Below are 26,387 nucleotides of genomic sequence, written 5' to 3' on the forward strand. Positions count from 1 at the left end.
GCACTTGCGGAGAGAATCGAGAACGACATGACTGAACTAGCCGACCTCGTCATCGTGAACGGCCGAGTCTTCGACGGCCGCGTGCGCACTGTGCACACCGCCGTCGCGGTCGCGACCGACCGCATCGTGCGCGTTGGTTCGGACGCACGCGTGCTCGAGCTCCGCGGCGACGCAACGCGCGTCGTCGACGCGGCCGGCGGGGTCATCCACCCCGGCTTCGTCGACGCGCACGTGCACGCGGCGTTCGCGGGGGTCGAGCGGCTGAGTCTCGATCTGACGCCCGCGACGAGCATCGAGCAGACGCTCGCACTCATCCGGGCCGCCGCCGAGGGCAGCGAAGCCGGCTGGATCACGGGCGGTGGCTGGAGCCACGAGCTCTTCCCGACGCCGACGCGTCACGAGCTCGACGCCATCGTGCCCGACCGACCCGTCGCACTGAGCGACGCGGGGCACCACACGCTGTGGGTCAACTCGCGGGCGCTCGAGCTCGCGGGCGTCGACCGCGACACCCCGCAGCCGCACAACGGGCGCATCCATCTCGACGCCGACGGCGACCCGACCGGCTACCTCAACGAGACCGCGGCCGAGCTGGTCGGGCGGGCGATCCCACGGGCCACCGACGACGAGGTGCTCGCCGGGTTGCTGAACGCGCAGGAGTACCTGTGGTCGATAGGCGTAACGGGGTGGCACGAGGCGATCCTCGGCGAGTACAACGGCAAGGGCGACTGCACACCCGCGTACCTACAGGGTATCGCCGACGGCGGGCTGCGCAGCGCGGTCTCTGGTGCGCTTTGGATCGCGCCCGGGCTACAGCTCGACGAGGTGCCCGCGCTCGTCGCTCGGTTCGTCGAGCTGCGCGAGCGGAATGCTCGTGCGGGATTCTCGACCTCGACCGCGAAGGTGATGATCGACGGTGTGCCGCACGGGGAGACGGCGGCGCTCCTCGAGCCGTACTGCAACCACGGCGACGGATTCGCCGGCGAACTGCACTTCGACGAGGCGGTGATCCGGGCATTCGTCGCCCAGCTCGACGCCGCGGATTTCGCGCTGCACCTGCACATCATGGGCGACCGCGGCATCCGGGTCGCGCTCGACGCGATCGAGGCGGCGCGCGCGGCGAACGGGCCGGTGCACGCGCAGGCACCGCGCCACCACATCGCGCATCTCTCGATGGTGCAGCCCGAGGATGCCGCGCGGTTCGGCCCGCTCGGCATCACCGCGAACATCCAGGGCCTGTGGGCCGCTCCCGACCCGTACGTCGTGCCGATGATCGGCGAGGAGCGGATGCTCGCCGGCTACCCCTTCCGCGCGATGGCCGACGGCGGGGCGCAGCTCGCGATGGGCTCGGACTGGCCGGTGTCACCTCCCGACCCGTGGCTCGCGATCCACGTGGTCGTGAACCGCTGGGCGCCGCCGCCTCCCGAGGCCCCCGCGCCGCCGATGCCCGAGGGTGCCGAGTCCGGCGCCCTGCCGCCGACCCTCGACGCGGAGCACCAGGCTCTCACGCTCGAGCAGGCGTTCGCGGCCTACACGTCGGGTTCGACCGAGCTCGTGCTCGGCCGCCCGGGCCGTGTGCGGGTCGGCGAGCGAGCCGACCTCGCGGTCGCCACGGGCGACCCGTTCGACCTGCCCGCCGAGGCGATCGTCTCTCTGCAGACGGCCGTCACCGTAGTCGGGGGCGAAATCGTGTACGAGCGGTGAGCCCGTATCGTGAGGGACAGATGACTCACCCAGAGCGTGGAAGGAGGATTTCGTGAGCGCGCGGACGACCATCACCCAAGTCGGCTTCGAGTCGATCGACGTCGTCGCGCCGCTGTGGGAGGCGCTGTTCGACCATCATCGCTCCATCGGCGCGGCCGGGTTCGCCGTCATTCCACGGGAGCGGACATGGGCGCTTCGCCGCGCCCACTACGAGCGTGTATTCGCGGGGGAGGCGAACCCCACCCTCTGGATCGCCCGGCGGGAATCCACGGCGATCGGGTACGCCGTAGCGTTCGACGAGTTCGTCGCCGGATCCGAGGGCAGGATGCTGGAGACGCTGAGCGTTGCTCCCGACGCGCGGGGGAGTGGCCTGGGAACACGACTGATGGCGGCGTTCGACGGCGAGGTGCGCCGACGCGGCCTCGTCGCCGCGCTCGACGTCATGAGTGGAAACGATCGAGCGAAGTCGCTCTACCTTCGGCAAGGATTCGAGCCGCACTCGGAGATCTGGATGCGATCAAGACCAGCCGCCGGGAAAGGAACTGAGCAGGCGCCTGCGAGCTTGTCGGAACTCGTTGCGCAGGCAGGACTCCAGTTGACGATCGTTCCAGGTCCTGACGACACTTGGCAGTCGTCCGATCGAATCGCAGTACTCATCACTTCAGCGATCGAGGCCGGTTCGAACCAACTTGCCACGCTCGAGGCGATCGATGCATTGCAGCGTGTCGGTTGCTGGACCATCCAGGTCGTGATGCCGGCGTCTCCCAGCGGGGTGTCGTTTCGAATGAGCTTGCGCGCCGCCGGGTTCGCGCCCTGTCTGGAGCGAATGGTCCGGCGTTGACGAAGCGATGCAGCCGTTGCCGTCGAGAGCCGCCTGCTCGCAACGAGATCGTGAACGCTCAGGCTCGGCGAAAGAGGTCGGCCTGGAAACGATAGGCGTCGCCCCGGTACGTGTTCGTGCCGAGGAGGATGGGAGTGCCGTCGGTCGAGTAAGCGACCTCTTCGCCGATGAGCACGGCGGCGCCCACGACCGTGTCGAGCAGCCGGGCCATCGACGCATCGGCGGTTGCGGCCATCACGCTGTACGCGCTCCGGTGGATGGCAATGCCGCAGCGCTCGCGAAGTGTTTCGTAGAGCGAGGCGTCGTCGAGTGGAGCATCGGCCAATTGGGGCGCTCGTTCCTCGGCCACGACGACGACATCGAAACACACCGGACGCCCATCGAGGCCGCGAAGCCGATCGATCTGAATCACGGGGGAGGTGGGCGCGACGCGGAGGGTGTCGGCTTCGGACAACGTGGCCGGGCGCACCTCTTGTCGGAGCACTCGCGCCGTCGGTCGCAGCCCTCGGGCGCGTGCCATCTCGGTGAACGACTGCAGGGTGCTCGGCGGCTCGCCGACCACATTCGCGGGAACGAACCAGCCGCGCTGCGCCGAGCGGGTGAGGCGGCCCTCGTCTTCAAGCGCGGCGAGCGCTGCGCGAAGCGTGACGCGGCTGACGCCCAAGCGTGCAGACAGCTCGCGTTCGCCGGGCAGCCTCGTTCCAGCGGCGTAGACGCCCTGGTCCAACTCCTGAGCGAGCTGGTCATAGGCCTGCGTGGCGGCGGCAGCGAGAGTCACGACGACACGGTACCACACGTCGAGACTGGTGCAAGATTCTTGAGAATTGGTTTACAACTGGAATAACTGGTTTATTCGTGGTAGCTTGCCCGTGACGGTCCCCCCGCCGTCCGGGCTGCTGCATCAGGCCTGTTGAGGTTTCTCGTCCCCACACACCACGACGGAGTGAACATGTACTCGAAGAAGACCCGCCTCGCGGCGGTCGCGATCGGCTCGATGGCGGCGCTCGCACTCACCGCGTGCGCCCCAGCGGCGAGCACACCCGGCCCGGCGGCGCCGACGTCGGTCTCCGATGACGTGGCCGCCGCCGGCGACGTCACGCTCAAGCTCTCGGACTTCTGGACTTCGGCCGAGGAGGAGTGGATCGTTTCCCTCATCGACCAGTTCGAGGAGAAATACCCGAATGTCACCATCGACCGAACTCGTGAGGACTGGGGCCAGCTCACGAGCACGCTGAACCTGCAGCTCCAGGACGAGGGCGGGCCCGACATCGCATCCGCGAACAACGGCTGGTCGTCGCTCGGGACGCTCGCCAAGGCCGGCCTCGTGCTCAACCTCGACGCGTACGCCGACCTGTATGACTGGAACGACAGCGTGCCGACGACGATCGCACGGCAGAACCAGTTCACGACCGACTTCGCCACGATCGGCGAAGGATCCTGGTTCGCCACGCCTCCCGCCCGCGCGTCCCTCATCGGCATCTACTACAACGCCGCCAAGCTCAAGGAACTCGGCATCGAGGCGCCGGCCACGCTCGATGAACTCGAGTCGGCAGCAGCCGCTGCGAAGGATGCCGGCGAGATCCCGTTCAGTTACAGCGGACTGGACGGTAACACCGCAGCGCTCCTCGGTCTGCAGTCGCTCTACGGCGCCGAAGCCGACATCAACGACTTCGTCTACGGCGACCCTGACGTCAAGGCGGAGGACACTGGACTCACCGACGCCGCGACGACCCTCGAGGACTGGAACCACAAGGGCTGGCTCACCCCTGACTTCGAGGGCATCGACTACCAGACCTCACTGGCCGACTTCCTCGACGGAGACGGCGTCTTCCGCTTCGACTACACCGGTGCACTCGGCCTGAGCGGTGACCAGCTCGACCAGTTCGGATACATTCAGCTGCCCCAGGCAGCCGACGACACCACCGTCGGCGTTGGCGCCGCCCCCGGCGCCATGGTGATCTCGGCGAAGGCCGAGCACCCCGACGTCGCCGCCGCGTTCCTGGACTTCCTCATGTCGGAGGACGCGAGCCAGACTGCCGTCGACCTGGGCCTCGTCCCGATGCTCAACGAGGTCACCATCCCCGATGTGCTCAGCCAGAGCGGCGAAGCCGCGGCCACCGCGACGCTCGACGCCGATGACGGCTACGTTCCCTACTTCGACTGGGCGAGCCCCACGATGCTCGACATCCTGACGCAGAACACGCAGCTCCTGCTCGCAGGCAAGACCACGCCCGAAGACCTCACTGCCGCCGTCGACGCGGACCGCGACGCCTTCCTGGCGCAGTAAGCACCGACGATGAGCATCACGCAGGTTGGGGCCGCCGCGACTTCGGTAGCGGACGGCGGCGGCCCCACCGCAACTCGGGCGATGCTGCTCCCGCGAAAGCGGCGCCGCGGCTCGCACGCGAACCGTAGGACGCGCCGGGTCGGACTGCTGTTCGCGGCGCCCGGGCTGCTGCTGTACGCGGCCGTCGTGCTCTGGCCGCTGCTGCAGTCACTGCAGTACTCGTTCTACAAGTGGGACGGGTTCAGCAGCGCCACCTGGGTGGGCTTCCAGAACTACGTGAACTTCTTCACCGATCCCGTGCTGCGTTCGACCTTGGGGAACGTGCTCGTCCTCCTCGTCTTCTTCGCGATTCTGCCGATCGCGCTCGGTCTGCTCTCGGCGGCGATGATCACGAGCTCGAACCGACGCGGAATGGCCGTGTTCCGGTGGATCTTCTTCCTGCCGCAGGTCCTGACGAGCGTGGTCATCGCGCTCATCTTCAAGCGCATGTACGCACCTGAAGGTCCGATCAACGAAGCCCTGCGCGCGGTCGGCCTCGGTGAACTCGCCCAGAACTGGCTCGGAGACTTCACCTGGGCGTTGCCCGCCGTCGGACTGATCGGAACCTGGGTGACGTTCGGCTTCTGCATGGTGCTGTTCATCGCCGGAGCGTCTTCGATCTCGCCGGAGTTGTACGAGGCCGCCCGCATGGACGGCGCCGGCCCCGTGCGCGAGTTCTTCGCGGTCACCCTCCCGGGGCTGCGCGGTCAGCTCGCCGTCGCCCTCACCCTGACGATCACCGCCGCGTTGCGCGCGTTCGACCTCATTTGGATCACGACTCGGGGTGGCCCGGGCACGTCCACGCTGACGCCGGCGGTCGCGCTCTACAAGGCGGCCTTCGTCAACCCGAATGTCGGCCAAGCGGCCGCGATCGGAGTTGTCATGGCCATCCTCTGCCTCGTCATCGCTCTCGTGATCACCCGCATCTCGGAGAAGGAGTGAACATGTCCTCCCGTGCGGAGAAGATCTGGAACTATCTCATTCTCGGCCTACTCGCACTGGTCGTGCTGTGGCCGGTCGGCACGTTCCTGGCCGCGGCCCTCAGCCCGGACCGGGCCGGGCGACCGAGCGCCGACCTGCAATGGGGCAACTTCGTCACCGCCTGGGAGAACGCCGAGTTCGCCCGCTCCATGACGGTCTCGCTCGTGATCACCGTCTCCGTGGTGGTCATCGGCGTCATTCTCGCGCTCATGGGCGGATACGCGTTCGGCGTCCTGGGCGTCATCGGCGATCGATGGTTCTTCCCTCTGATCCTGCTGGGGATGATGATCTCCCTCGAAGCGATCATCGTGCCGCTCTACTACCAGTTCCGAACGCTCGGGCTGACCGACAATCTCCTCGGCGTCATCCTCATCCACCTGGGAATGGGTGTGCCGTTCGGGATCTTCTGGATGCGTGCGGCCTTCAGGGCCCTGCCGCGGGGGATCTTCGAGTCGGCCTCACTGGATGGCGCCGGGCCGATGCGGATGCTGTGGTCGATCGCCGTGCCCAACCTCATGCCTGCGGTGTACACGCTGGTCCTGCTCAGCTTCATGTGGACCTGGAACGACTACTTCCTCTCGCTCGTGTTCCTCCATGGTGACAACCAGACCGCAACCGTCGCGCTCGGCGTCTTCCAGGGCAAGTACGTGACGCAGATCAACCTGATGGCGGCAGGCGGCCTCATCGTCGCCGCACCGGTCCTCATCCTCTACGTGATCTTCCAGCGCAAGTTCATCTCGGGCATGCTCGCCGGGGCGATCAAGGAATGACCGCGCTCGGACGCGAATCTCAAGCAAAGGCAACAACGTGCAACTGACACCACAGATCCTCCCTACCGCGAACGCGATCGGCGACCTCCTCGCGGCGCGCATCGTCGACCGGATGACGGCGAAGGGCGATGCCCCCTTCCTGCTCGGCTGCCCGAGCGGCCGTACGGCGATGCCGGTCTATGCCGCCCTCACGCGTCATGCCGCCGAGGGAAGCGACTTGTCCCGACTGGTCATCGTGATGATGGACGACTACGTCGTTCCCGACGAGCGGGGCGAGTTGCACATCGTCGACCCCGAGGCGTCGTACTCGTGTCTCGGCTTCGCCCGTCGCGACATCCTCGCGCCCATCGCCGAGGCCTGCGCCGCTGCCGGCACCGTGCCCCCGACCGAACTGTGGACCGCGGATCCGAAGGCCCCCGAGGAATTCGATGCGCGCATCGCCGCAGCCGGCGGCATCGACCTGTTCCTGCTCGCATCAGGCGACAGCGACGGCCACATTGCGTTCAATCAGCCGGGCACCCCCCGTGCGACCAAGACGCACATCGTCGACCTCGGCGAGGCGACCCGCCGCGACAACATGGGCACGTTCCCCGAATTCACCCGTCTCGACATGGTGCCGCGCAACGGCGTCACGGTCGGCATCGACACGATCGCGCGACTGTCCGCGGAGGTCGCGATGATCCTGTGCGGCGAGCACAAGCGCGACGCGTTCGCGCGCATCACGACGGCGGAATCGTACGAAGCGGATTGGCCGGCCACGATCGTCACCGAGTGCCGCAATGCGGAGTTGCTCGTCGATCGCGAAGCTGCGGCCCTTCCGGTCTGAGCCCCATCGACAAGACTGGCGGCGTCCTCGCCGAATCTCAGCAGCACAGGAAGGAGCACGACATGACCCTCTTGGAGACGGACAGCGCCTTGGCGCTGTCGGGTCATGTCGTCGGCGTCGACATCGGCGGCACCAAGACCCATGTGGCTGTCGCACGAATCGAAGCCGTCAGGAGTCGGCCGATCCGCGAGTTCGTCGTCCCGTCGGCCTCCTGGCGGGGTGCGCTCGGTGACTTCCGGGCCGACGGTGTCGCACTGCGAGACCTCCTCGTCGGCCATCTCGGCGAGTCGGTGCTCTCGGCGCCGCTCGCGGTGGGGGCGCACGGCTGCGACAACACCGATCAATGCCGCGAGCTCGAGCACGTACTCCGCCGGCTCTTCACCGGTCCCGTCGTCGTGGTGAACGACTCGGAGCTCATGGCTCCGGCCATGGGCGTGGTCCGCGCGATCGGCGTGGTGGTCGGCACGGGATCGATCGCAACAGCTCGCGACGGCGGCGGCGAACTGCTGACGGCGGGGGGCTGGGGCTGGCTGCTCGGTGACGAGGGCAGTGCGCCCGCCCTCGTGCGCGATGCCACTCGGGCCGTACTGGCCCACCTCGACCGGGGCGAGGCGATCGACGTGCTCGGGCAACGGTTGCTGGCCGCCTTCGCCGCCCGTGACGGTGCCGAACTCGCGCTCGCGGTCACGAGGGCCGCGTCGGCCGGGGCTTGGGGCGTTCATGCGCCCGAGGTGTTCACCGCCGCGGACGAAGGGTCCGCGATCGCCGTCGACGTCATCCGGAACGCGGGCGGCGAACTCGCTGGACTCGTCGACCAGCTCCTCGCGCGCGGCGTCCGTACGAATGCCGTCGTCGCGGGCGGCTCGGTGATCGAACGCCAACCCCGGCTGCAGAACGCGTTGCGGTCGGCCCTCGTACGGCACCATGCCGACGTCGAATTGCACATCCTTTCCCGGTCGCCCGTAACGGGCGCCGTCGCACTCGCGCGCGGCATCGCCGGAGAAGCCACCAACAACCCCTGAGAACGGAGCGTTCGCGCACATGAAAGTCACCTTGATCGGAGCAGGCAGCCGCGAGTTCGCCGGAAAGATCGTCCGCGACCTCCTCTTGAGCGAGCCCATCGCCGAAAAGGGCCTCGAGATCGTGCTGATGGACATCGCCGTCGAGCCGCTCGCGCAGATGGAGATGTATACCCGACAGCTCATCGAGCGGCTCGACCATGCCGCCACCGTCTCGGCGACCACCGACCTGAACGACGCCGTCGCCGGGGCCGCTTTCGTGGTCACCGCGATCGAGGTCGACCGCTACCACTACTGGTCGCAGGACTTCACGATTCCGCGCAAGTACGGCTTCAAGCAGGTATATGGCGAGAACGGCGGCCCCGGCGGCCTCTTCCACGCCCTTCGCCAGTTCGGCCCGCTCCTCGAGATCGCCAGTGCGATCGAGGCACATGCCCCTGAAGCGCTGTTCCTCAACTTCTCGAACCCGGAGCACAAGGTCTGCGAGGCGATCTCGCGGCTCACCTCGGTGAAGGTGGTCGGGCTCTGCCACGGCTACTTCTACGGTGTACGGCAGATCTCGGCGCTGCTCGACATTCCAAGCGATCAGCTCGAGCTGCCCGCCGCCGGCATCAACCATTTCACGTGGTTCCAGGCGGTCCGCGACAAGAGCACGGGCGAAGACCTCTACCCGCGACTGCGTGAGCTCGAGCACGAGGCGAACTGGGTGTCGGATTGGCACGAGATCGGGCTCTCCCGCATCCTCTTCCGCCGTTTCGGCCTGTGGCCGTCGCCGAGCGCGAACCACATCGGCGAGTACATCTCGTGGGCCGACGACTACGTGCCCGCGCAGCTGCAGTACTTCAACGACCCCGGCGATGGTTCGCCCTGGCGTCAAGGCGCATCGACGCCCGAGTGGCACTACCACATCGGGCTCGCCGACACCGACCGTCCGTTCCATGCTCCGCGCCCGAGCGGCGCGCTCGAAGACCAACCGCTCGAAGCCTCGGAAGAGCTCGCGATCCCCATCATCGAGTGGGTCGCCTGCGGCGTCGAGCGACCGCTCCCGGCGGTGAACATCCCGAACCGAGGGGCGATCCCGGGGCTCCCCGACGACATGGTGGTCGAGGTTCCCGCGCGGGCTGAGAACGGCACCCTGGTGCCCCTGTCGATGGAGGCGCTCCCCGAGGGCATCTTCGCGATGGTGCGCCTCCAGGGATCGATCCACAAGCTGCTCGTCGAAGCCTACGTCGAGCGGTCCAAGGCGAAGCTGCTGCAGGCGATCCTCCTCGACCCGATCGTCGACAACCACAACCGCGCGGTCGCGATGCTCGACGAGTTCCTCGAACTCCAGAAGGATGCCCTGCCCCCGCTCACCTGAGCATCCGGGCGCGGCCCACGTCGGGGTTCGCGCCCCCAGCCAACACGACCTCCACCAGAAAGCAGAAACATGACCCTCCCGCCGTTCGACGTCGACACCGTACTGTCAGAGCTCACGCTCGAGGAGAAGGCGTCACTGCTCTCGGGGCGCGATGACTGGTTCACACAGCCGATCGACCGCCCGGGGTTGACCGACCCGGTGCCGCCGATCGAGGTCGGTGACGGCCCCCACGGACTGCGCAAGGAGACCGGTGTCGACATGGTGTGGGTGCCGGCCACCGGTTTTCCGACCGCGTCGGCGATGGGCGCGTCGTGGGACCGCGACCTGATGCGCCGCGTCGGAGCCGCGATCGGCGAAGAGGCGCGGGCGCAGGGGGTCCAGGTCGTGCTCGGCCCGGGGGTCAACATGAAGCGTTCACCGCTCTGCGGTCGGAACTTCGAGTACTTCTCGGAGGACCCGATGCACTCCGGCGAGCTCGGCGCCGCCTACGTCGAGGGTGTGCAGTCGACCGGCGTCGGCACGTCGCTCAAGCACTTCGCGGCGAACAACCAGGAGATCGAGCGCACCCGCATCTCGGTCGTCGCCGACGAGAGGACGCTTCGCGAGACCTACCTGGCCGCATTCGAGCGGGTGGTTCTCAAAGCGGACCCATGGACGGTCATGTGCTCCTATAACCGCCTGCGGGGTGTGCATGCGTCGGAGAACCGGTGGCTGCTGACCGAGGTGCTGCGTGAGGACTGGGGCTACGAAGGCGCAGTGGTTTCGGACTGGAACGCCGTGCACGACCGCGTCGCCGCCATCCGCGCGGGGCTTGACCTCGAGATGCCGGGCACGGAGGGCCGCACTGATGCCGACGTCGTCGCAGCGGTGCGCGCCGGTGAGCTCGACGAGTCGGTGGTTGATGAGGCCGCCCGTCGAGTGTTGCGTCTCGTGGCGCGCGCCTACCCGGGTGCCGACCTCGTCGACGGCCCCGTGATGCGTCTTGGTCATAAGGCCGGTGACCGCCTCACTCCCGCGCAACTGGAGCTCTTGCGCGCGGACGAGCACCATGCGCTCGCGCGTGAAGCCGCCGCAGCGTGCGTCACCCTGCTGCGCAACGAACCCGCGCCCCACGGCGCTGCTGCCCTGCCACTGGCCGAAGATGCCACCGGCACGGTCGCGGTCGTCGGTGCCTTCGCCCAGCACACCCGCATCCAGGGCGGCGGCTCGTCGGGCGTGGATCCCACCCGAGTCGACGCGCCGCTCGACGCCATCCGCGCGATCGCCGGAGAACGCGTCGTCTACGCGCCCGGCTACGTCTACCTGCCCAAGAACGCGTACCAGGACGACAACATCGCCACCCTCGCCGCGCACGAGGTCGAGTTCGTCGAGGAGCGCCCGACCGTCGCACGCCGCTCGGCGACCCTCGCACGAGAACTCCAGCTCGCGGAGGCCGTGCAGCACGCCGTGAACGGCCCGGTCTCACCGACCGCAGCGCGACTCATCGACGAGGCCGTCGCCGCTGCCGGAGCCGCCGAGACGATCGTCGTCTTCGCCGGCCTGCCGCTCGCCTTCGAGCAGGAGGCCAACGATCGCGATACTCTCGCTCTGCCGCAAGACCAGGTCGCCCTCATCGGTCGCCTCGCCGACCTCCGGGAGCGCACCGGAGCATCGCTCGTGGTCGTCCTCTCCAACGGCACGGCCGTAACGATGGACCCGTGGCACGACCGCGTCGATGCGGTCGTCGAGTCCTGGCTCACGGGGCAAGCACTCGGCGGCGCCGTCGCCGACGTCCTATTCGGACGCGTCAACCCCGCCGGCAAGATCTCCGAGACCTTCCCGCTCGCCCTCGAGGACACACCCGGCCAGCCGAACTGGCTCGGTGAACGCGGCACCGTGCTCTACGGCGAGGGCGTGTTCATCGGGTATCGCTGGTACGACGCTCTGAACCGGTCGGTGCGATACCCGTTCGGTCACGGACTGTCGTACACCTCGTTCGCCTACTCCGACCTCTCTGTCGAGATCACGGATGCCACAGCCGGACGTGTTCTCGTGTCGGTCACGATCGCGAACGACGGTCCGGTCGCCGGCGACGAGATCGTGCAGCTCTATGTCGGCGACCCCGACGCCGAGGTGTACCGTCCCGTCCGCGAGCTGCGGGGGTTCGAGAAGGTCCGACTCGCGCCCGGAGAGTCCAACCGCGTCGCGTTCGAGCTCGAGAACCGCGACTTCTCATACTGGGACTCGGTCGCCGAACGCGGCGAAGGTCGTCTCGGGCTCTGGCGCAGGGAAGGGGGCGAGTTCCGCATCGAGGTCGGGGCGTCCTCGCGCGACATCCGCCTCTCTGAGGTCATCGAGTTGCCTGATGACACCACGATCCCGACGCTGGTCACCGACGCCGAACTGCAGGGCTCGAGCACCTCCCGCTTCGTCCAGGGGCACGCCGGATGAGCGGCATCCCTCGTCTGCCTGCCGCGCTGACCGCACGCGCACGCGACCTCGGCGGGCGCTTCCCCGCCGACTTCGTCTGGGGCGCGGCGACCGCCGCGCCCCAGATCGAAGGCGCCGTCTCGGCGGAGGGCCGCACGCCCAGCATCTGGGACACGTTCGCCCGTGTGCCGGGCGCCGTCGCGGGGGGCGACACGCTCGATGTCGCCGACGACCACTTCCGGCGGTGGCGTGACGACGTCGCGCTCATGCGCGACCTCGGCCTCGGCGCGTACCGCTTCTCGATCGCGTGGCCTCGCGTCGTGCCCTCGCCGTACGGCGTCGTGAACCGGGCGGGACTCGACTTCTACGACCGACTCGTTGACGAGCTGCTGGCGAGCGGGATCGATCCGTTCATCACCCTCTATCACTGGGACCTGCCACAGTGGCAGCAAACCGTCGGCGGGTGGACCGATCGCTCCACCGCGCACCGGTTCGCGGAGTTCGCCGTGCACGTCGGGGAACGGCTCGGGGACCGGGTGCAGCACTGGATGACGCTCAACGAGCCGTGGGTGTATGTCTTCCTCGGGCACCTCGCCGGCGTCCATGCCCCAGGCCTGACCTCCGAGGAGAGCGCCGTGCGTGCAATGCACCACTCGCTGCTGGCGCACGGCCTCGGCGTGCAGGCGCTCCGCGCGGCCCTCCCCACCGAACGAGAGATCGGGATCGCGCTCAGCATGAGTCCGACCGAACCGGCCACTCCCACGCCCGAGGACATTGCGGCGGCCGAGCGCAACGACCTGTATCGCAACTGGCTCTTCCTCCACCCGATCACGCACGGCGAGTACCACCCGCTCACGGAGGACCTCTTCCGCGAGAAGATCCCCGTCGAAGAAGGCGACCTCGAGACGATCGCCGAACCGATCGACTTCGTCGGCATCAACTACTACTCGCGAGCCGTGGTGGTGGGTGACGAAACCGTCCCAGTGACTCGCGCCCGCGAGACCCGACCTGATGGCACCTACACGGCGATGGATTGGGAGGTGTACCCACAGGGGCTCACCGACATCGTCGCCCAGACGCACGAACGTTATGCCCCGAAGGCGATCTACATCACAGAGAACGGCTCCGCATGGGAGGACGAGCAGGCCGCCGACGGATCGATCGTCGATTCGTCCCGGGTCGCGTACCTCCTGGACCATCTTGCGGCGGCGACTCGGTGCACCGATACGGGGATGCCGTTACGGGGGTATTTCGCATGGTCGCTCTTGGACAACTTCGAATGGGCCGAGGGCTACACGAAGCGGTTCGGCATCGTCGGCGTCGACTATGAAACGCAGCGGCGCACCGTGAAGCAGTCGGGTGCGGCCTACCGCGAGGTGCTCGACGCTCATCGTGAGGCGCGCTTTCCGATCGCGGAGTAGGAAAGGAGTCTCGGTGAGGTTCGTCGTGCACAACCGGCAGCTCACGGAGTCACGGACGACGATTCGCGACTACGTACCCGAGCAGCCACGGGGTTCCGCGTTGCTCTGGGTGCACGGGGGCGGCTTCGCCGGGGGCAGCATCGATATGGCGGAGTCCGATGCCGTTGCCCGTCAGCTGGCCGCTGGCGGTCGGCCGGTCCGAACGGTGGAGTATCGGTTGGCTCCGCCGTGGCCGGAGCACGGACCGCTCAACCTCAACCCTGCGCCGGGGCGCTACCCCGCCGCGCAAGACGACGTGACCACCGCCTTCCTCGACGTCGCACCGCACGGTGCAGCCTTCCTGGGCGGCGCAAGCGCAGGAGCCTGCATCGCTGCGAGCGTCGCCGTACGGTTGAGAGAGGAAGGCGGCCCGCCTCCGTTGGGCCTTGTGCTCGCGTACGGTGTGTTCCACGCGAGACTGCCGATGCCGACCGGCGCGGAAGACGATCCTCCGATGTCCCCGACGCACGCGCGGGCAGGGGAGTGGGTGGAGCGCATGACACTGAACTACGCGGGTTCGCGGGGGCTCCTCGCCGACCCGAAGGTGTTTCCAGGAGCCGGCGCCCCAACCGGGCTCCCCGACACACTGATTCTGGATGCCGAGCGTGACAGCCTGCGTGCCTCGGGTCAGCGCTTCGCTGAACAACTCCGAGAATCCGGCGTCTGCGTCACGGAGACAGTTGTTCCCGGCTCGTCGCATGGGTTCCTCAACGATCCGGTGAGCGGAGACTTCGAGCAGGGGATGCTCGAGATCACGCGCTGGCTCGAACGAGTCGGAGCAGGGAACCGGCATGGCGCCTGACACTCCTGGAGACCAGCCGCCGCTGGACGCACTGGTACGGCCGCTTGGGGAACTGCTCGATGCGGAACCGTTGACCGGGGGCATGTTCGCTTCCACGTATCGTGTGACGCTCGACTCTGGCCTGCTGGTTGTGGTGAAGCTGACCGCCACAGATATCGGTGGACTCTGCCGCTACGAACGCGGCATCGCTCAGACCGAAGCGCGAACGTACACGATGCTCGCTCAGCACGAACTCCCAGTACCGGACCTGCTCCTCACGGACTTCTCCCGCACGATTGTCGACGCCGATGTTGTCGTGACGAGTCACGTCGCGGGGGCTCCGTGGAGTGAGTGCAACCTCGACAGAGTCGAAGCGGCAAGGGTCCGCCGTGGTCTCGGGAGCCTTATGGCCAGGATGCACCGCATTCACCCCCCGGCGTTCGGATACCCGGCACCGCAGGCGAACATGCGTGCGGCGACCTGGAGCGCCGCGTTCACCGCCATGGTCGACGGCATCCTCCAAGACGCGGCCAGCGCCAGCACGACCCTCCCCACTGCTGGCATCCGTGATGCGATGACTCGGCACGCACCAGCCTTGGATGCGGTCAAACGGCCAGCCGTCGTGCACAACGACCTCTGGCCGGCGAACCTGTTCCTCGATCAGCGCGGGAGCATCACGGGCGTCATCGACACTGAACGGACCGTGTGGGGGGATCCGCTGCTCGACCTCATCGGCGCCGACCAACTCGGACTATGGGACATCGACCCGGACCTCCTCGCCGGCAACTCGGCCGCTGGGGGTGTCCTCTCTACCGAACTCGGCTCGCCCACCGGAATCGTTCGGTTCGCGCTGTACCGCCTCTACTACTCGCTCATTCTCGCCACTGAGATCGATATCCGTGGCTATGACGCCGAGTGGGTACCCGCACACCGCGAGCGAGCTCACACCCTCATCGATGCGTCGCTCGGCCGACTCTTGACCTAACGCAAGCGGATCAAGAGCGGCCGATTGCACCTCCTGATCGCGCGCTTAGGACGGACCGACCAACTAGTCGGTCGGTCATGTATGCTCGGTCGAGTCCCCTGAACTCGACGACGAGAAGGCACCCCCATGAACTCAACGGCGACCACCACCGCCCCCGTGCACCCGACCGGCGGCACCCCGACGAAGGGGCTCGCGATCGGCAAGCTCGGGCTCTGGGGCTCGACCGTCATCGGCATCGCCTCGACGGCGCCGCTGTTCTCGCTCGCCGCCACGCTCGGCTACGTCGTGATCGCGGTCGGCGCGCAGGCGCCGATCGCGTTCGTGCTCGCGTTCGTGCCGATGCTGTTCACGGCGTTCGCCTACAAGGAGCTCAACGACGACGTGCCCGACTGCGGCACCGTGTTCACGTGGGCGGCCAAGGCGTTCGGGCCTCGCACCGGCTGGATGGCCGGCTGGAGCATCGCCGTCGCGGGCGTGCTCGTGATGGCGAACCTCGCCGAGATCGCCTCCGCCTACCTGCTGAGCCTCATCGGCGACGGGGCCCTCGCCGAGAACCGGTTCGTCGTGACGACGTTCGGCTGCGTCATCATCGCCGTGATGACCTGGGTGTCGCTGCGCGGCGTCGAGATCGGCGAGCGCATGCAGCAGGTGCTGCTCGCCATCCAGTACCTCGCGATGGCGGCGTTCGTCGTCGGCTGCCTCATCGGCTTCTTCAACGGCACCGCGCCCGACCCCACTCCGGTCTCGCTCGACTGGTTCAACCCGTTCCTCGCCGACGGCACCGGCATGGTGCAGGCGATCCTGCTCGCCCTGTTCATCTACTGGGGCTGGGACACGTGCCTCGCGCTCACCGAGGAGACGAAGGACCCGAGGCGCACGCCCGGCCGCGCCGCGACGCTCACGACGGTGATCCTGCTCGTCACGTACGTCGGCATCACGGTCGTCGCGATGATGTACGCCGGCCTCGGCGACACCGGCACGGGCCTCGCCAACGAGGCGCACGCCGACGACGTGTTCTCGGTGCTGGCCGGCACCGCGATGGGTCCCTTCGGCTGGTTCCTCGTCATCGCGGTCGCGATCTCGGCGCTGTCGTCGTCGCAGACCACCATCCTGCCGACCGCCCGCGGGACCTTCGCGATGGGCATCTACAAAGCACTGCCCGCCCGGTTCGCGAAGGTGAACGAGGTCACGAAGACGCCGACGTTCTCGACGACGCTCCTCGGCGTCATCGCGATCATCTACTACGCGGGAATGAACCTGGTCTCGACCGACGTGCTCGCCGACTCGCTGCTCTCGATGGGCCTCGCGATCGCATTCTTCTACGCCATCGCGAGCTTCGCGTGCGTCTGGTACTTCCGCCGCACGCTCTTCGCCAGCCGCCGCAACGTGTTCTACCGCCTCGTCTTCCCGCTCATCGGCGGCGTCTTCATGACCTGGGCCTTCGTGCAGTCGGCGATCGACATGCTGAACCCCGACTACGGCTACTCGCAGCTCGCGGGCGTGGGCGGCGCCTTCATCATCGGCGTCGGCTCGCTCCTGCTCGGCGCCGTGCTCATGTTCGTGTGGGCGATGTTCCCGGGCGCGCGCGACTTCTTCGAGAAGCGCTCGCTCAACCGCGACACCGAGGTGCTCGCCCCCGAGTAGCCCGTCTTCGGCGGCCGTGACTTTTCGCGCTCTCTGCTGTGCCCGAGTGCCGACCGGATGGCCAGACGTTGGTTGCGGAGACGCAGGAAAAGTAGGCCGTTTCCGCATGACGGTACAAATCGACAACCCACCCGTACACACACAGAAGGATGATTTGGAAATGAGTGACCTGGATACGATCGTCGTGGGCGCCGGGGTTGCAGGGTTGACTGCAGCTCGGCTCCTCGCGCGGGCCGGTCGACGAGTGGTGGTGCTGGAGGCACGCGATCGGGTGGGTGGACGAGTCCACACTGAACGTGTCGATGGTTGGGTGACTGACCGTGGTGCGTCCTGGATCCATGGCATCAATGGCAGCCCGACCACCGCTGCTGCCGAAGCGATCGGGATGCGGACCAAGGAGTACACCGTCGGCGGCTACCAGCCTGACAGCAGGCCGATCGCGTACTACGGGCCGGACGGGCAGCGAATGTCCGATGAGGAGGTCCAGCAGTTCGTTGACGATCTCACTGTGGTGGACGCCACGATTGTCGAGGAGATCGCGAATGCGGCGGCTGATGCTTCGTACCGCGAAGTGACCGAGGCAGCCCTGGAACGTCAGGGGTGGGACGAGTCGCGCACGCAACGCGTGCGCGAGTATGTGGATCACCGCCCCGAGGAGCAGTACGGCGTGCGCACGGCGGACTTGGCTGCACACGGGCTTGATGATGACAGCATCGATGGCATCGAAGTCGTGTTCCCCGACGGCTACGACCGGCTCCCGGCGCACTTGGCGCAGGGCCTCGACATCCGCCTCGGGCACGTTGTCTCCCAGGTGCACTGGTCGGAAAGCGGCGCGACGGTCACGACAACGAATGGTGATTTCACGGCGGGTTCGGTCGTCGTGACGGTTCCGGTCGGTGTATTGCAGTCGGACGACTTCGTCATCGAGCCGCCCCTTCCCGAGCCGATCGCCGGCGCACTCGGCCGCCTCAAGATGAACGCGTTCGAGAAACTGTTCCTCCGCTTCCCGTCCAAGTTCTGGGACGAAGAGGTCTACGCCGTCCGCCAACTGGGACCCGAAGGAGTCTGGTGGCACTCCTGGTACGACCTCACCGAAATGCACGGCACGCCGACCCTCCTCGTCTTTCCGGCCGGGCCCGCCGCCATCGAGACGCGGGACTGGCCGCAAGAGCGTGTCGTGGAGTCCGTACTCGCTCAACTGCGCCGACTGTACGGCGACCGCGTCGAACAGCCCGAGCATGTCGTGATGACGACCTGGCAGGACGACCCCTTTGCCCGGGGTTCGTACGCGTACATGACGGTGGGTTCGACCACAGCGGACCACGACGACCTCGCCACCCCAATCGGGGGCGGGGTGCTGCACCTCGCAGGGGAGGCTACCTGGACCGATGACCCGGCGACCGTCGCCGCAGCGCTCTACTCCGGCCACCGCGCCGCATCGAACATCCTGCACCAAGAGATCCCGATCGAAGCCGCTTGGACCGACTGATCACACGTGCTCACCACATGAGGGCCGCGATCCACAACGGATCGCGGCCCTGTCGGCCGGGTGCGCAGTCGAACTATCGTGAGACGGATGCCTCCTCCCGAGGGCGTCGGGGGAGGAACGTATGAGCGCGGGCGCGACAGTAGCCGAGGCCGGCTTCGAGTCGATCGATGTCGTGGCGCCGTTGTGGGAGGCGCTGTTCGATCATCACTGCTCCATCGGTGCGGCGGGGTTCGCCGTGATTCCTCGGGAGTGGACCTGGTCGCTTCGTCGCGCGCATTACGAGCGCATTTTCGCTGGCGAGGCGAACGCAACTCTCTGGGTCGCCCGGCGGGAATCCACGGCGGTCGGATACGCGGTCGCGTTCGACGAGCTCATCGATGGATCCGAGGGCAGGATCTTGGAGACGCTGAGCGTTGCTCCCGAGGCTCGGGGGAGCGGCCTGGGGACACGATTGATGGCTGCGTTCGACGGTGAGGTACACCGACGCGGCTTGGTCGCCGCGCTCGACGTCATGACCGGGAACGAACGAGCGAAGTCGCTCTACCTCCGGCAAGGATTCGAGCCGAACTCGGAGCTGTGGATGCGATCGAGACCGGCCGCCGGCGAGGTCACTGAGCGGACGCCTGCGAGCCTGTCTGAGCTTGTTGAACGGTCCGGATTCCAGTTGACGATCGTTCCCGGTCCCGACGACACCTGGCAGTCGTCCGATCGCATAGCCGTACTCAGCGCTTCCGCGCTCGAGAAGGGTCCGAATCCACCCGCTGTGCCTCGGGCGGTCGATGCACTGCAGAGTGTCGGCTATTGGACCATTCAGGTGGACGTCCCTACATCTTCCAGCGGGGTGTCTCTTCGAGCGAGCTTGCGTGCCGCCGGATTCGCGACCTGCTTGGAGCGATTGGTCCGTCGTTTACCCCACGATCCGGCCAGGCCGATCGAAAACAGGCCGTCTGCAGTGAGGTCCTGGTCGCGCAGGCTCGGCGGACAGGTCGTCTTGGAAGCGCTACTGATCGTGGTTGCGTCGGACGGCGGAGCGAGGACGCCGGGGTGTAAGTCGAACTGGTGTGCGTCCACATCGACGAGGCGAGCCTCGGAGGCGCGACAGCGTCCGGGCGTCAAGGCATCTGCGCCTGAGCTACGCGGCCGGGAACGCAGACATCTCGAGATCGTCGGGCTCGACTGTCTAGGGCGCTGGCTATCGCCGACCTCAGGCAGGAATTGTCACGAGCGCTGCTCGGCACCGCGGTCGTAGGAGCGACCCACGTCTGTGTGAGATCTCGCATGTCGATGCCGCCACACGCTGGGTGCCTCTACTACAGCCGCGGCCCTGGTGCGGCTCGCTCGAGGACACTCTGCTTCAGTCGGGCACGGCTCCCCATGCGAAGCGGTGCGTGTGGGTGCGGTAGTACGTGAACGTCTCGACCGCACGTACTCCGGGGATCGTGCGGAGGTGACGGTTGATGATCTCGTAGAGTTCGTCGGAACTGCTTGCGATCACTTCGACGAGGAGATCGACCGAACCCGCGGCGAGGATGACGTAGATGACGCCGTTCACTCGTCCGATCGCATCGGCGGCTTCGTCGATGTCGCCGTCGACGTTGATGGCGAGCATTGCCATATTGCGATAGCCGAGTCGAAGCGGATCTGTTACGCCGACGATCTGGAGGGTGCCGTCGTCCTGCAGCTTCAGGACTCGGGCGCGCGCCGCGCCGGCTGAGAGGCCTGTGGCGTCTCCGAGCTCGGAGTACGAGAGGCGGCCGTCCTTTTGCAGCAGCGTCAGTAGTTGTCGGTCGATCTCGTCGAGCCCGTAGTCGTGATTGCGTCCATGCGCGGGCTCGGTGTTCATGTCAACCAGTATGACCCCACCGAGACGACTGCATGCCGAATCAGCCTTGACAACATTGCTAGACTGCAAAATCAGCAGTGAAAGGCGGATTAGACAGATGAATCAATCGTGGGAGCTTCCTCGGCCGGTGATCGATGCTGTGTCCGCGAGCGAGATCGCGACGCGGACCTTCGGTATCGAAGGACGCGCGACCGAACTCGGGAGTCAGCAGGACCGGAATTTCCTCATCGAGGAGGCCGGCGGTAGCCGCTGGCTCCTCAAGGTCAGCAACCCCGCGTTCTCTCAGGCGGAGATCGAGGCGCAGAACTCGCTCATGCGCCGTCTGCACGAACGCGGCCTCGATGTTCCGCACCCCGCGCTCGCGATCGAGGGCGGCGATACAGCTTCTGTCGAACTCAGTGAAGGCCGCCATGTCGTCCGGCTGTTGTCGTGGGTGGATGGCACCCCGCTGATCGAGCGATCGCACCTGTCGGAGGAGGTGCTCGAGAGCGTCGGTGATCTCGTTGCGGACGTTAGCGTGGCGCTTGCCGGGTTCTCGCATCCGGGTCTTGACCGTGTCATCCAGTGGGATCTTCGTCGCGCGGGCGACGTGATTTTCGAGCTGCTGGGATTCGTTGGCGATCAAAGCCACCGGTCGGCGATCGAGGACGCGACCGTGCGGTCGCTCCGTGCGATCAAGCCGGTCGCGAACAAGCTTCCGGTCCAGCCCGTGCACGGTGATCTCACCGACGACAACCTCGTGGTCGATCGTGAGGGCATGGTGGGTGGCATCATCGATTTCGGTGACGCCGTTGAGAGCTGGCGTGTCGCTGAACTCGTCATCGCCTGCAGCTTCGTTCTGCATCACGAGCCGAGCCGGCCGCTCGCCATTCTGCCGCTCGTTGCGGCGTTCGACCGGAAGGTTCGCCTTACGGACGAGGAGCTCAGTGTCATCTGGCCGCTGTTGGTGCTGCGAGGCGCGTCGCTCGTCGTGAGCGGACTGCAGCAGGTGAGTATCGATCCGCAGAACGATTACGCCCGAAACGCTCTCGAGCGGGAGTGGGCTGTGTTCGCGGCCGCCCACGATCGGGATGCCGATGCCATGACCGCGGCGATTCGTGCGGCGATTCGCCCCGACCCTGTTCGGCCGCGCGGATGGCATTCGCCTGGGCCGTTGGTTGACGGCATCAACGAGTTCGACGAGGTGGTGCTCGGCTATGACAGTCGAACTCTCGAAGCCGGGGAGTGGCTCGGTGACGCCGATGCTGTGGAAGCAATCCAACTCGGCAGAGTCGCTTCCCGCGGACTCGCCGTCACCCGCTTCGCCGAGCCGCGCCTTACCCGTGCCGGAGGTGCGGGACCTGAGGAGCCGGTCAACGTGCCGCTGTTCATCGACGTCGCCTCGCATGCGCCAGTCGAGCTCATTGCGCCGGTCGACGGGCGGGTCGACGCCGACGGCGGGCTGATCACGCTCACGGCCGGCGAATACGCGCTCATCATCGAGGGCCAGCCACAGGAAAGAACCCATGAGGGTGAGATCAGCGCCGGCCAGCGGATCGCCGTGTTCGACGGACCGGTCAGGCTGTGGTATCTGCTGGTCGATCGTGCCGAGGCGATGGTGCGGCTTCCGCTCTTCGTGCGTCCGAGTGAAGCACCTGGATGGCTGACTGGGTTCCTTGACCCGACGCCACTCATCGTCGGGCACACGGGTCGCTCCAAGCTCACGGAGAAATCCGTCCTGACGCGGCGCACGGAATCGTATGCTCCGCTGCAAGGGCACTATTACCGGCGGCCGCCACGGATCGAGCGCGGATGGCGCGAGTTCATGATCGATGTCGACGGCCGCCACTACCTCGACATGGTCAATAACGTGACCGTTCTCGGCCACGGTCACCCTCGGCTCGCTGAGGCCGTCGCCGATCAATGGCGCATGCTCAACACGAACTCGCGATTCAACTACGCCTCGGTCGCCGAATTCAGCGAACGCCTCCTCGAAACAGTCCCGGCTGCGCTTGACACCGTCCTCCTGGTGAACAGCGGCACGGAGGCCGTCGACCTCGCGCTGCGGCTGGCGCGTGCGCACACCGGGCGGAAGGCGGTCGCCTGCGTGAGCGAGTCATACCACGGATGGTCGGTCGCGGCAGATGCGGTCTCGACGAGCGTGTCGGACAATCCGCTCGCCGAGCAGACAAGGCCCGCATGGGTCCACGTGCTCGAGGCGCCGAATGCCTACCGCGGGCGATACCGCGGTGCAGACGCCGGAGATCGATACGCCCGCGACGCCGTCCGCCAGCTTGAGGAATGGGCAGCCGACGGGACTCCGATCGGTGCCTTCATCGCCGAGCCGCGCCACGGAAACGCCGGCGCCATCGAGGTGCCTGACGGCTACCTTCGCCAGGTCTACTCGGCCATCAGGGCCGGTGGCGGTCTGTGCATCGCCGACGAGGTCCAGGTCGGCTACGGCCGCCAAGGAGACGTGTTCTGGGGGTTCGAGCAGCACCCCGGCGTCGTCCCTGACATCATCACCGTCGCCAAGGCGATGGGCAACGGGCACCCGCTCGGAGCTGTGATCACTCGAGCCGACATCGCGGCGTCGCTCGCCGCGCAGGGCACCTTCTTCTCCTCGGCAGGTGGCAGCACCCTCAGCGCGAAGCTCGGCACGACAATCCTCGACATCATCCGTGACGAGCGGCTCCAGGAGAACGCCGCCGTGATGGGTCGCCGACTTCTCGACGGCTTTGCCAGCCTCGCGGAGCGCCACGAGATCATCGGTGCAGCCCACGGACGGGGGCTGTACCTCGGCCTCGAACTCGTCCGCGACCGGAACACCCTTGAACCCGCCACCTCAGAGACTCGCGCCCTCTGCGATCGACTCCTGCAGCTCGGCGTGATCGTCCAACCCACCGGCGACCGGCAGAACGTGCTGAAGATCAAGCCACCGCTGTGCATCACCGCGGCGAGCGTTGACTACTTCCTCGAAGCGCTTGACCGGGCCCTCGGCGAGATCGTCTAGGAAGAGAACCATGGACATCGCCTTCACGAACGGCATTGTGTACCTCGGTGCGGGTCTACCCGACACCGACCGGATGTTCGTGCGCGACGGTCGCATCATCGATTGGCCGGCGGAGGTCCCGCGCACCGCGCTGACGGTCGATCTCGGCGGCGGGTACCTCGGACCCGCGTTCGCGGACGGTCATGTCCACCCGATGCTCGCCGCCGCCGAACTGCGAGGTCCTCGCATCGGTCCGGCGAACACCGTCGAAGAGATCGGCACCATCGTCGCAGCCTGGGCGATTGACCACCCGGATGCCGAGTGGATCGTCGGAGGGAGCTACGACGCGACCATCGTCGAGGACAGTCGCTTCGACGCACGATGGCTCGACGCCGTCGTAGCAGACCGTCCCGTGGTGCTGAGGGCCTGGGACTACCACACCGTCTGGTGCAACTCGCGCGCCTTGGAACTTGCAGGCGTGACCTCGGCGACCCCTGACCCGCCGCTCGGCCGGATCGTACGGCGCGCCGACGGGACGCCGGAGGGAACGCTCCTCGAATCGGCGACGGCACTCGTTCTCGGAGTCGTTCCCGCTCCACCGCTGGCAGACCGGATCGACTCGCTCGTGAGCGCGGTCGAGATGCTGGCGGCGCGGGGGATCACCTGGGCGCAGGAGGCGTGGGCCGACGCTGACGACATCGAGGTGTGGGTCGAAGCGGCGCGATCCGGCCGACTCGTGGTCGACTTCGACATCGCCCTGCGCGCTGACCCTCTGCGCTGGCCGCAGCAGCTGGGAGAGCTCGAGGCGATGCGGGCGAAGATCGCCGAAGCGCCCGGCCTCACCGCCGATACGGTGAAGTTCTTCGTCGACGGCATCATCGAGAATCACACGGCGCACATGCTCGAGCGGTACGCGGATGCCTGTGATCACGGGCTTCCGAACTGGACGGCCGAGACGCTCGCTCCCGCCGTCATCGACGTGGACACCCGTGGATTCGATATTCACCTGCATGCCATCGGCGATGCCGGAGTACGCAGTGCCCTCGACGCGATCGAACGACTCGACGCGGTGAGCACTCGGGCGAACCGGCGTGCCACGATCGCCCATGCTCAAGTGATCCATCCGGCCGACCTCGAACGATTCGCCTCGCTCGGGGTGATCGCCTGCCTCCAGCCGCTCGCGGCCCGTGCCGACCCCGTGATGACCGACCTCACGATTCCGCGACTCGGCCCAGCTCGTGAGCTGCAGCACCAGATGGGAGCCCTTCGAGCCGCCGGAACGACGATCAGCTTCGGGAGTGACTGGCCGGTCTTCGAGCCCGATGTGATCGCTGGGATGTGGACCGCTGTTCACCGGCAGAACCCGGACGGCACGCCCGTAGGTGGCTGGCAGCCGCAGGAGCGCCTGACCGTCGAGCAAGCCCTCGACGCGGCAACGGCGGCGGTGATGCAGAGTCGGAGGGGCGCGCTGGACGGTTCGCTCGCTGTCGGAGGCCGGGCCGATTTCGTCTGGCTGTCGAGCGATCCACGCTCCTTGACGACACATTCCCCCGAGTCGATCGAGGTCCTAGGTACGTGGCGCCGAGGCAGCCGCACCCACAGCGCGGGCGATGCTGCACGGCACCCCGGGAAGGAGGACGCCCAGTGAAGATCATCGTGATCGGCGCCGGCCTGTCGGGGTTGGCCGCGGCGTGGGAACTCGCGAAGGCCGGACACGACATCACCGTGCTCGAAGCCCGTGACCGCGTCGGCGGACGCACGTGGTCGCATCGACTCAAGAACGGCGAGGTGATGGAGCGGGGCGGTGAGTACATCTTCCCCGATGAGCACGCTATCCGCCGCCTGGCCGCTGAACTCCAGTTGCCGATCATGTCTCACGGCGTCCGGTATGCACGCCGGACCGTGAACGGCCGTATCATCACCGACATCGAGCTGCGTCGAACGAACACAATGGTGCGCGGCACGCTCCGCGCGATGATCGCGGACGGTGTGTCGGGCGTATCGCTCGAACGCGCGTACGCGGAAGCCCTGGGCGCCGACTATCGTCTCGATCCGGTCTACCGCCGTGTCACGACCTCGGCCGCGGCCGATCCCGAGCTCGTCAGCGCGGCGGCCGTGCTCTTGCACGAAGCATCCGATGACGACCGTCACATCGAGGACGGGGGTCGCCTCGTCGGCGGCAATCAGGTGCTGACGCTCGAGCTCGCACGCCGATTCGGGCGACGGATCCGCCTGGAGGAGCCCGTCGCGGCGGTCGATCAGAGCGCGTCCGGCGTGCAGGTGCACCTCGTCGACGGCACCCGAGTCGATGCCGATGCCGTCGTGATCTCGGTTCCGTTGCCCGTACTCCGGCGAATGCCGCTCGGCTTCGCGCTTCCAGACCCCGAACAGCGGGCGCTCGACCACCGCCTGATGGGTGTCGCCGCGAAGCTCGCCGTGCCGCTCGGCGCGGTCGACAGCGATGTCGCGCTCCAGAACGCCGATCACACCTGGTGGTCGTGGCGGTCACTGTCGACCGATGGGACGTCGCGGATCTCCGCATTGTCGAGCTTCGCGGGCGGGGCGGCGGCACTCGAAGAACTGGGCGTCGAGCGCGGCGCCGACGGCTGGCTCGCCGCCATCTGCGAGATGCGACCCGAGCTGCAGGTCACCGGGGAGCCGATGCTCACGACCTGGGCCGACGACCCGTGGGCACTAGGCGCGTACACCGCGCCGAACCTGGACTGGCAGCCCGAAGACGCCGAAGCATTCTCACATGCGATCGGGCGAGTCGCGATTGCCGGTGAACACACCGGCACCGCGCAGTCCCTCTCTGGTGCCGTTGCCTCGGGATACCGGGCGGCCTCCGCCATCGCCGCGCTCCAGAAAGCGTGACGCCGCGCCGGGAACGCAGCGAACCGGACTGATGAGATCGCCCTCAGGCTGATTGGCGGCCCGGTCCTCCGTACCATGGAAGACATGAACCCTGGCGCCGTCGACGG

Annotated in this window: 20 protein-coding genes; 18 read left to right on the forward strand and 2 right to left on the reverse strand. The window is 67.3% G+C overall.

Features of this window, described 5'->3' with window-relative positions:
- Positions 1-27 precede the first annotated feature (27 nt).
- Both MUN74_RS17900 and MUN74_RS17905 read left to right on the forward strand, forming a co-directional pair.
- Entirely contained in the window at positions 28-1,701 is a 1,674-nt protein-coding gene (locus MUN74_RS17900) for an amidohydrolase (RefSeq protein ID WP_244853958.1), read from the forward strand.
- Positions 1,702-1,753: 52 nt separating this feature from the next.
- Positions 1,754-2,542, forward strand: a complete 789-nt coding sequence (locus MUN74_RS17905; protein WP_244853959.1) for a GNAT family N-acetyltransferase — start codon at positions 1,754-1,756, stop codon at positions 2,540-2,542.
- A gap of 58 nt (positions 2,543-2,600) precedes the next feature.
- On the opposite strand, the gene MUN74_RS17910 is transcribed toward MUN74_RS17905, so the two are convergent.
- Positions 2,601-3,320 carry a GntR family transcriptional regulator gene (locus MUN74_RS17910; RefSeq protein WP_244853960.1) on the reverse strand — a complete coding sequence of 240 codons (720 nt, stop codon included), beginning with the start codon at positions 3,318-3,320 and terminating at the stop codon, positions 2,601-2,603.
- 171 nt (positions 3,321-3,491) lie between these two features.
- On the opposite strand from MUN74_RS17910, the gene MUN74_RS17915 reads away from it, so the two are divergent.
- The 13 genes from MUN74_RS17915 to MUN74_RS19335 all read left to right on the forward strand — a co-directional run bounded on the left by MUN74_RS17915 (position 3,492) and on the right by MUN74_RS19335 (position 19,841).
- A complete protein-coding gene (locus MUN74_RS17915; RefSeq protein WP_244853961.1) occupies positions 3,492-4,829 on the forward strand; it encodes an ABC transporter substrate-binding protein in 1,338 nt (445 codons plus the stop codon).
- Between the two features lie 81 nt (positions 4,830-4,910).
- Positions 4,911-5,810, forward strand: coding sequence for a carbohydrate ABC transporter permease (locus tag MUN74_RS17920; protein WP_244853962.1), 900 nt, complete (start codon positions 4,911-4,913; stop codon positions 5,808-5,810).
- A gap of 2 nt (positions 5,811-5,812) precedes the next feature.
- Entirely contained in the window at positions 5,813-6,619 is an 807-nt protein-coding gene (locus MUN74_RS17925) for a carbohydrate ABC transporter permease (RefSeq protein WP_244853963.1), read from the forward strand.
- Positions 6,620-6,656: 37 nt separating this feature from the next.
- The gene (locus tag MUN74_RS17930; protein WP_244853964.1) at positions 6,657-7,445 is read left to right on the forward strand and encodes a 6-phosphogluconolactonase; all 789 of its coding nucleotides are present in this window, start codon (positions 6,657-6,659) and stop codon (positions 7,443-7,445) included.
- Positions 7,446-7,507: 62 nt separating this feature from the next.
- A complete protein-coding gene (locus MUN74_RS17935) occupies positions 7,508-8,467 on the forward strand; it encodes an N-acetylglucosamine kinase (protein ID WP_244853965.1) in 960 nt (319 codons plus the stop codon).
- Between the two features lie 19 nt (positions 8,468-8,486).
- Positions 8,487-9,824 carry a family 4 glycosyl hydrolase gene (locus MUN74_RS17940; protein ID WP_244853966.1) on the forward strand — a complete coding sequence of 446 codons (1,338 nt, stop codon included), beginning with the start codon at positions 8,487-8,489 and terminating at the stop codon, positions 9,822-9,824.
- A gap of 69 nt (positions 9,825-9,893) precedes the next feature.
- Positions 9,894-12,254 (forward strand): beta-glucosidase family protein, encoded by a 2,361-nt coding sequence (locus tag MUN74_RS17945; RefSeq protein WP_244853967.1) that lies wholly within the window; start codon positions 9,894-9,896, stop codon positions 12,252-12,254.
- Positions 12,251-13,654, forward strand: coding sequence for a GH1 family beta-glucosidase (locus tag MUN74_RS17950; RefSeq protein WP_244853968.1), 1,404 nt, complete (start codon positions 12,251-12,253; stop codon positions 13,652-13,654). Before MUN74_RS17945 ends, MUN74_RS17950 begins: the two co-directional genes overlap by 4 nt.
- A 13-nt stretch (positions 13,655-13,667) precedes the next feature.
- Positions 13,668-14,495, forward strand: a complete 828-nt coding sequence (locus tag MUN74_RS17955) for an alpha/beta hydrolase fold domain-containing protein (RefSeq protein ID WP_244853969.1) — start codon at positions 13,668-13,670, stop codon at positions 14,493-14,495.
- The gene (locus tag MUN74_RS17960; protein WP_244853970.1) at positions 14,485-15,459 is read left to right on the forward strand and encodes a phosphotransferase family protein; all 975 of its coding nucleotides are present in this window, start codon (positions 14,485-14,487) and stop codon (positions 15,457-15,459) included. Before MUN74_RS17955 ends, MUN74_RS17960 begins: the two co-directional genes overlap by 11 nt.
- Positions 15,460-15,585: 126 nt before the next feature.
- The gene (locus MUN74_RS17965) at positions 15,586-17,103 is read left to right on the forward strand and encodes an APC family permease (RefSeq protein WP_244853971.1); all 1,518 of its coding nucleotides are present in this window, start codon (positions 15,586-15,588) and stop codon (positions 17,101-17,103) included.
- 160 nt (positions 17,104-17,263) lie between these two features.
- Positions 17,264-18,592: a flavin monoamine oxidase family protein gene (locus MUN74_RS17970; protein ID WP_244853972.1), complete on the forward strand. Its 1,329-nt coding sequence runs from the start codon at positions 17,264-17,266 to the stop codon at positions 18,590-18,592.
- A gap of 121 nt (positions 18,593-18,713) precedes the next feature.
- Positions 18,714-19,841, forward strand: a complete 1,128-nt coding sequence (locus tag MUN74_RS19335; RefSeq protein ID WP_370647316.1) for a GNAT family N-acetyltransferase — start codon at positions 18,714-18,716, stop codon at positions 19,839-19,841.
- Positions 19,842-19,946: 105 nt separating this feature from the next.
- Here the strand turns inward: MUN74_RS19335 and MUN74_RS17975 are convergent, their stop codons facing one another.
- Positions 19,947-20,435 carry an Lrp/AsnC family transcriptional regulator gene (locus MUN74_RS17975; RefSeq protein ID WP_244853973.1) on the reverse strand — a complete coding sequence of 163 codons (489 nt, stop codon included), beginning with the start codon at positions 20,433-20,435 and terminating at the stop codon, positions 19,947-19,949.
- A gap of 97 nt (positions 20,436-20,532) precedes the next feature.
- On the opposite strand from MUN74_RS17975, the gene MUN74_RS17980 reads away from it, so the two are divergent.
- The 3 genes from MUN74_RS17980 to MUN74_RS17990 are packed head-to-tail and all read left to right on the forward strand — an operon-like array spanning position 20,533 to position 26,280.
- Positions 20,533-23,427 carry an aminotransferase gene (locus MUN74_RS17980; protein WP_244853974.1) on the forward strand — a complete coding sequence of 965 codons (2,895 nt, stop codon included), beginning with the start codon at positions 20,533-20,535 and terminating at the stop codon, positions 23,425-23,427.
- Positions 23,428-23,437: 10 nt separating this feature from the next.
- Positions 23,438-25,054 carry an amidohydrolase gene (locus MUN74_RS17985; protein ID WP_244853975.1) on the forward strand — a complete coding sequence of 539 codons (1,617 nt, stop codon included), beginning with the start codon at positions 23,438-23,440 and terminating at the stop codon, positions 25,052-25,054.
- The gene (locus MUN74_RS17990; protein ID WP_244853976.1) at positions 25,051-26,280 is read left to right on the forward strand and encodes a flavin monoamine oxidase family protein; all 1,230 of its coding nucleotides are present in this window, start codon (positions 25,051-25,053) and stop codon (positions 26,278-26,280) included. Before MUN74_RS17985 ends, MUN74_RS17990 begins: the two co-directional genes overlap by 4 nt.
- The last annotated feature ends 107 nt before the right edge of the window (positions 26,281-26,387 follow it).

This window comes from Agromyces sp. H17E-10 (assembly GCF_022919715.1).
Lineage (GTDB): Bacteria > Actinomycetota > Actinomycetes > Actinomycetales > Microbacteriaceae > Agromyces.

Excerpts from the sequence above, each read along its gene's own strand:
- MUN74_RS19335 (WP_370647316.1), top strand. The coding sequence starts at position 18,714 with ATGAGCGCGGGCGCGACAGTAGCCGAGGCCGGCTTCGAGTCGATCGAT.
- MUN74_RS17945 (WP_244853967.1), top strand. The coding sequence starts at position 9,894 with ATGACCCTCCCGCCGTTCGACGTCGACACCGTACTGTCAGAGCTCACG.
- MUN74_RS17925 (WP_244853963.1), top strand. The coding sequence starts at position 5,813 with ATGTCCTCCCGTGCGGAGAAGATCTGGAACTATCTCATTCTCGGCCTA.
- MUN74_RS17940 (WP_244853966.1), top strand. The coding sequence starts at position 8,487 with ATGAAAGTCACCTTGATCGGAGCAGGCAGCCGCGAGTTCGCCGGAAAG.
- MUN74_RS17970 (WP_244853972.1), top strand. The coding sequence starts at position 17,264 with ATGAGTGACCTGGATACGATCGTCGTGGGCGCCGGGGTTGCAGGGTTG.
- MUN74_RS17950 (WP_244853968.1), top strand. The coding sequence starts at position 12,251 with ATGAGCGGCATCCCTCGTCTGCCTGCCGCGCTGACCGCACGCGCACGC.
- MUN74_RS17920 (WP_244853962.1), top strand. The coding sequence starts at position 4,911 with ATGCTGCTCCCGCGAAAGCGGCGCCGCGGCTCGCACGCGAACCGTAGG.
- MUN74_RS17985 (WP_244853975.1), top strand. The coding sequence starts at position 23,438 with ATGGACATCGCCTTCACGAACGGCATTGTGTACCTCGGTGCGGGTCTA.
- MUN74_RS17900 (WP_244853958.1), top strand. The coding sequence starts at position 28 with ATGACTGAACTAGCCGACCTCGTCATCGTGAACGGCCGAGTCTTCGAC.
- MUN74_RS17935 (WP_244853965.1), top strand. The coding sequence starts at position 7,508 with ATGACCCTCTTGGAGACGGACAGCGCCTTGGCGCTGTCGGGTCATGTC.
- MUN74_RS17980 (WP_244853974.1), top strand. The coding sequence starts at position 20,533 with ATGAATCAATCGTGGGAGCTTCCTCGGCCGGTGATCGATGCTGTGTCC.
- MUN74_RS17975 (WP_244853973.1), bottom strand. The coding sequence starts at position 20,435 with ATGAACACCGAGCCCGCGCATGGACGCAATCACGACTACGGGCTCGAC.
- MUN74_RS17960 (WP_244853970.1), top strand. The coding sequence starts at position 14,485 with ATGGCGCCTGACACTCCTGGAGACCAGCCGCCGCTGGACGCACTGGTA.
- MUN74_RS17915 (WP_244853961.1), top strand. The coding sequence starts at position 3,492 with ATGTACTCGAAGAAGACCCGCCTCGCGGCGGTCGCGATCGGCTCGATG.
- MUN74_RS17965 (WP_244853971.1), top strand. The coding sequence starts at position 15,586 with ATGAACTCAACGGCGACCACCACCGCCCCCGTGCACCCGACCGGCGGC.